At 63.6% G+C, this 5369-nt stretch carries 7 protein-coding genes; 5 read left to right on the forward strand and 2 right to left on the reverse strand.

What is annotated here, in order from left to right; translation table 11 throughout:
- From VEI45_RS17885 to VEI45_RS17905, 5 genes are all read left to right on the forward strand, one after another.
- Positions 1–1089: 4Fe-4S dicluster domain-containing protein (locus VEI45_RS17885; RefSeq protein WP_324855587.1), on the forward strand; the 1089-nt coding region annotated here is incomplete at its 5' end.
- Entirely contained in the window at positions 1082–1936 is an 855-nt protein-coding gene (locus VEI45_RS17890; RefSeq protein WP_324855589.1) for an FAD/NAD(P)-binding protein, read from the forward strand. The genes VEI45_RS17885 and VEI45_RS17890, both read left to right, overlap by 8 nt.
- Complete coding sequence (locus VEI45_RS17895; RefSeq protein ID WP_324855591.1) at positions 1937–2695, forward strand: oxidoreductase; 759 nt, start codon at positions 1937–1939, stop codon at positions 2693–2695.
- A complete protein-coding gene (locus tag VEI45_RS17900) occupies positions 2692–3984 on the forward strand; it encodes a Ni/Fe hydrogenase subunit alpha (protein WP_324855593.1) in 1293 nt (430 codons plus the stop codon). Before VEI45_RS17895 ends, VEI45_RS17900 begins: the two co-directional genes overlap by 4 nt.
- Positions 3981–4430 carry a hydrogenase maturation protease gene (locus tag VEI45_RS17905; RefSeq protein WP_324855595.1) on the forward strand — a complete coding sequence of 150 codons (450 nt, stop codon included), beginning with the start codon at positions 3981–3983 and terminating at the stop codon, positions 4428–4430. The genes VEI45_RS17900 and VEI45_RS17905 overlap by 4 nt, the downstream gene beginning before the upstream one ends.
- On the opposite strand, the gene VEI45_RS17910 is transcribed toward VEI45_RS17905, so the two are convergent.
- Together VEI45_RS17910 and VEI45_RS17915 are read right to left on the reverse strand one after the other, a co-directional pair.
- Positions 4420–4857 (reverse strand): pyridoxamine 5'-phosphate oxidase family protein, encoded by a 438-nt coding sequence (locus tag VEI45_RS17910; protein WP_324855597.1) that lies wholly within the window; start codon positions 4855–4857, stop codon positions 4420–4422. The genes VEI45_RS17905 and VEI45_RS17910 overlap by 11 nt on opposite strands.
- 222 nt (positions 4858–5079) lie before the next feature.
- Positions 5080–5369 (reverse strand): ferredoxin family protein (locus VEI45_RS17915; RefSeq protein WP_324855600.1); only part of this gene is annotated, 290 nt, incomplete at its 5' end.

Below are 5369 nucleotides of genomic sequence, written 5' to 3' on the forward strand. Positions count from 1 at the left end.
CTTGTGTCAACGTTGATCGAGCGCGGATACCGGGTGGTTGGGCCCACGCTGTCCGACAACGCAATTGTGCTGGCCGAGCTGACCTCCGCCGATGATCTACCGCAAGGTTGGGGGGTCGATGTCGCTCCAGGACGGTATCGACTTCGCCGCCGCGACGACGACGCGCTGTTCGGTCATTCGGCCGGCCCGCAGTCGTGGAAGCAATTCCTGCACCCACCCAGGCAGCGGGTGTGGTCTTCAGACGAAACCCAACCCGAAGAGCAACCGCGCTACGCATTCATCGGGGTACGAGCGTGCGACTTGTCGGCGATCAAGATCCTCAACGGCGTCCTGGGTGTCGGCACACATCCGGACCAAGGGTTCGTCGGCCGGTTAAGGCGCATCTTCGTTGTCGCCGTCAACTGCACCGAGCCGGGCGGACTGTGCTTTTGCGCCTCGATGGGAACCGGACCCGAAGTCGGTCCAGGCTACGACCTGGCGCTCACCGAACGCATCGATGCCGATGGGCGCCGCTACCTGGTCGACGTGGGCAGCGACGCCGGATCCGAAGTGTTGGCTGCGCTACCCCACCGAGATGCTGAGCAGGATGAAATCGACTCTGCGCGAAGCGCTGTCAGTGCAGCAGCCGAGAACATGGGTCGGCAGATGCCGGACGGCGACCTGCGCGAACTGCTGATGGTTTCGCGCGAATCACCGCGCTGGGAAGATGTCGCGAGTCGGTGTCTGACGTGCGGGAACTGCACCATGGTGTGCCCCACCTGTTTCTGCACCAGCACCGAGGACGTCACCGACCTCGCCGGCGATCACGCCGAGCGCTGGATGAACTGGGCGTCCTGCTACGAATTTGACTTCACCTACATCCACGGCGGCACCGTGCGCCAATCGGCTGAGTCACGCTACCGGCATTGGATAACGCACAAGCTGGGCACCTGGCATGATCAGTTCGGCAGCACCGGTTGCGTCGGATGTGGACGCTGTATCGCATGGTGCCCCACGGGAATTGACATCACCGAGGAGATGAACGCGCTGGCTGGGCTGGCCGATGATCGCTGGCGCGAAAGGCCGGATCCGGGAGACGCCGATGACTGATGTTGCAGCGTGGCCGGCTGCGTCCTCTGCAATGGCCCCGGTCCCTTATCGAGTGCGAGCAAGGAGCGCAGAGAACTTCGAGTCGGCAACCATCTGGCTGGACCCAATCCAACAACGGGTGGCGTCACCACTGCCGGGCCAGTTCATGATGTTGTACGCCTTCGGCGTCGGTGAGATCGCCATGTCGGTCAGCGGTGTCCCGTCCAGCGCCGACGGAGCGATCGCTCACACCATTCGATCGGTCGGGGCGGTCAGCAAGGCGCTCCATGACGCCGACGCGGGCGCGGTCGTCGGAGTGCGCGGGCCGTTCGGCACCGATTGGGGTCTGGAATCGTGCGCCGGGCGGGATCTGGTGATAGTCGCCGGCGGGTGCGGGCTTGCCCCGGTGCGGCCGGTGATAGTGCAAGCGCTGGCCCAGCGGTCACGCTTCGGTCGGGTGCTGCTGGTTGCCGGGTCGCGAACACCAGAACAGTTTCTGTTCCGTGGCGAGGCCGAAGGGTGGACACAAAACCCACATCTCGACGCCGAACTGATCGTCGACGCGGCGGGGCCGGATTGGCCGTGGCAGATCGGGCTGGTGACCGAGCCATTGCGCCGGCTGACGCTCGACCCGCGACGCACCACCGCCATGATCTGCGGACCGGAGCCGATGATGCGATTCAGTGCACTGGCATTGATGGAACATGGTTTGGCCGCCAACGATATTCGCGTCTCGCTGGAGCGCAACATGCAATGCGGGATCGGCTGGTGCGGGCATTGTCAGCTCGGCCCGCTATTGCTGTGCCGCGACGGCCCAGTCGTCGGTTACGACGTCGCCGCGCCGTTACTGCAGGTCAAGGAGCTGTAAATGAGCGCACCCACGTTGGCCGTCTGGAAATTCGCCTCCTGCGACGGCTGTCAGTTGACCCTGCTGGACTGCGAAGACGAATTGCTCACGATCACAGAGCAGGTGCAAATCAGCACCTTCCTGGAAGCCTCCAGCGCGGTGGTCGGCGGACCCTACGACGTGTCGCTGGTCGAGGGCTCAATCACCACGCCGGCCGATGTGCGGCGCATCAAAGAGATCCGCGAGCAGTCCAAGATCCTGGTGACCATCGGTGCCTGCGCCACCGCGGGCGGTGTGCAGGCCCTACGAAACTTCGCCGACATCGACGAATTCGCGTCGGTGGTCTACGCCCGCCCGGAATACATTGCCACACTTGCCACATCGACACCGGCGTCGTCGCACGTCGCGGTCGACTACCAACTGCAGGGCTGCCCGATCGACCGCGGCCAGCTGCTCGATACGCTTGCCGCACTGCTGGTCGGACGCAAACCGCGACTGCCGGCCAAGACGGTGTGCACCGAATGCAAGATGCGCGGAGTGACGTGTGTCCTTGTCGCAGATGGTATCCCGTGTCTAGGGCCGGTGACCCACGCTGGATGCGGGGCGTTGTGTCCGTCATATCACCGCGGGTGCTACGGCTGCTTCGGTCCGGCTGCCACCCCCAATAGCGCCGCGCTCATCCCGCTGCTGCGCCGCGACGGGATGTCCAGCGGCGACGTCGAACACGTGTTCTCAACGTTCAACGTCAGCACTTTCACTACCAAGAGGAACGACCGGTGAACCCAGAGACGCGCACGCTCGGAGTCAGCGCACTGACCCGTGTCGAAGGCGAAGGCGCGCTGCGAGTCACGTTGACCGGCAACGCCGTGCACAGCGCCGAGCTGAAGATCTACGAGCCACCGCGGTTCTTCGAGGCCTTCCTGCGCGGGCGGGCCTACACCGAGCCGCCGGATATCACCGCGCGGGTCTGTGGCATCTGCCCGGTCGCCTATCAGGTAAGCGCATGCAACGCGATCGAGGAGGCGTGCGGAGTAACCATCGATCCCGAACTGGCGGCGCTTCGACGATTGCTGTATTGCGGTGAGTGGATCCACAGCCATGTGCTGCATATTTATCTGTTGCATGCTCCGGACTTTCTCGGCTATCCGGACGCGATCAGCCTCGCCAAAGATCGTCGCGAGTTCGTCGAACGGGGCCTGGCGTTGAAGAAGGCCGGCAATCGGTTGATGCAACAGCTCGGCGGCCGGGCCATTCACCCGATCAACCTTCGACTGGGCGGTTTCTACTCGGTGCCCTCACGCGACGAGCTCAAGCCCCTGGTCGAGATGCTACGAAGGGCCATGGACGATGCCCTGTACACCGTTCGAGCAGTCGCCGAATTCGATTTCCCCGAAATCGAATTCGATCACGAGCTGCTCTCGCTGACGGATCCTGACCGGTACGCCATCGAGAACGGGGCTATTTCGCGCAGCGCTGGGCCCGCGTTTCCGGTAGCCGACTTCCTGGACCATGTGGTCGAGTCGCAGGTGGCGCACTCCACCGCCTTGCACGCCACCCTGGACGGTGGTCGCCACCTGACTGGGCCGCTTGCGCGGTACTCGCTGAACTCGGCTGCGCTATCGCCGATCGCGCAGCAAGCGGCGGCGCAGGCAGGCCTCGGCGCCGAGTGTCGTAATCCGTTCCGCAGCATCGTTGTTCGAGCGGTCGAGGTGGTCTATGCGATCGAAGAGTCGCTGCGCCTCATCGCCGAATATCAACAGCCATCCCGACCGTTCGTCGAGGTGCCGGCCCAGGCAGGTGTGGGCCACGGCGTCAGCGAGGCCCCACGGGGGCTGCTCTACCATCGCTATGAGATCGGCGACGACGGCCTGATCAAGACGGCCACAATCGTGCCGCCCACCTCTCAGAACCAGGCTGCGATCGAACACGACATGGCTCAGCTGGTGGCCGTGAACCTGTCGCTGGACGACACGACGCTCACGTCGCTGTGCGAGCGGTCAATCCGCAACTACGACCCCTGCATTTCATGTTCGGCACATTTTCTCACGCTGACGGTCGAGCGTCGTTGACTCTAAACGCAGTTGTCATCGGAATTGGCAATGACTTTCGCCGCGACGACGGCGTCGGTCTCACGGTTGCTCGACGGATCGCAGAACGCGACCTTGTCGGCGTGCGCGTGGTGAGCGGGATCAGCGAACCCGCTGGATTACTGGACGCCTGGACGGGCGCCGCGCGTGCCATCGTGGTTGACGCTGCGGCAGGGGCGAATTCGGCTCCCGGCCGCATTCGGCGCTGGGCAGGGCCCGACCTGGAAATCACTGCCGCGGTGAGTTCGCATGTGCTCGGGCTGGCGCAGACCTGTGCGCTGGGACAAGTCCTAGACCAGATGCCTGACGAGTTGATGGTTTTCACTGTCGACATCGCCGACACAAATCACGGCGTGGGGCTGTCTCCGGCAGTTGCCGCCGCGGTGCCCGACTTGGTCGACCTGATAGTCGCCGAGCTCAACCGCTGAGGACCGACTGCCGATCGTCGGCTTCCGGCCAGAGCCGGCACCCCGTTACCTTCTCGGTTCGAATCCGCACAAAATAATCGTGCCGACCTCCGATCCACGGCCGCGAGAAAATCCCCGATAGCTCAATCAAATCGGACACATCGGTGAGCACCTGTGCGTGCCCGATGACGGTGACACTCCATCCGCAGTGCAAGTCCGGATCCAACTCGTCGGTCTCGAAGGCCACAACGCGATTGCCTGACGCGGCGGCCAGCATCGCCGGGTCGGCAATCCGGATCACCACGTCGCCCTTCCACCACCGGAATTCCACCGGCTGGACTGCGGGCAGGGCGTGCTCGGTGAACACCAGACGACCCATTGGGACCGTCCGCAGCAGCTGTAGGCACTGCTTGCGGTCGAGCACCTCGAGTTCTTGCAGCGACGACATAATTACTCCTCCCCAGCTCAACCATTCGCAGCACATCGAGTGGATGCATGCGCAATACTTGTCATGCTGAACTGCGGATCCGTGCCCTCGCCTTCGAGGAAACCTGCGTCAAGAGTCGACAAGTATTCCATGACATACACTTTGCTTCGTCGGCGCGTTAGCGGGGAGGGGCAGAAGTCACAACTCCCTGGGCCCAGGGACCTTCAAGTGCGCGCCGGTTTATCAGGAAACCTGTTGCGGCATTTCGGCGACCAGCGGCGTGTCGACGCCCACCGGACCAAAGCCGGCGGCACCCCCGGGCGAGCCGAGTGGGGCCGCGCGGCCGGCAAGCGTGTCATGGAAGAAGGCGGCGTTGTCAGCCAGATGTTGCCGCTCGTATTCCGGCAGATCGATTTCGTAGTAGATCGCACCGACCCGGCAAGCCGATTTGCAGGCACCGCAATCCACGCACTCATCCGGATTGATGTATAACGCTCGTGCACCTTCATAAATACAGTCGACCGGGCACTCCT

The sequence above is a fragment of the Mycobacterium sp. genome, assembly GCF_035623875.1.
GTDB lineage: Bacteria > Actinomycetota > Actinomycetes > Mycobacteriales > Mycobacteriaceae > Mycobacterium.

What these genes read in the sequence shown, in the direction of transcription:
- VEI45_RS17890 (WP_324855589.1), top strand. Translation starts at nt 1,082, where the DNA reads ATGACTGATGTTGCAGCGTGGCCGGCTGCGTCCTCTGCAATGGCCCCG.
- VEI45_RS17895 (WP_324855591.1), top strand. Translation starts at nt 1,937, where the DNA reads ATGAGCGCACCCACGTTGGCCGTCTGGAAATTCGCCTCCTGCGACGGC.
- VEI45_RS17910 (WP_324855597.1), bottom strand. Translation starts at nt 4,857, where the DNA reads ATGTCGTCGCTGCAAGAACTCGAGGTGCTCGACCGCAAGCAGTGCCTA.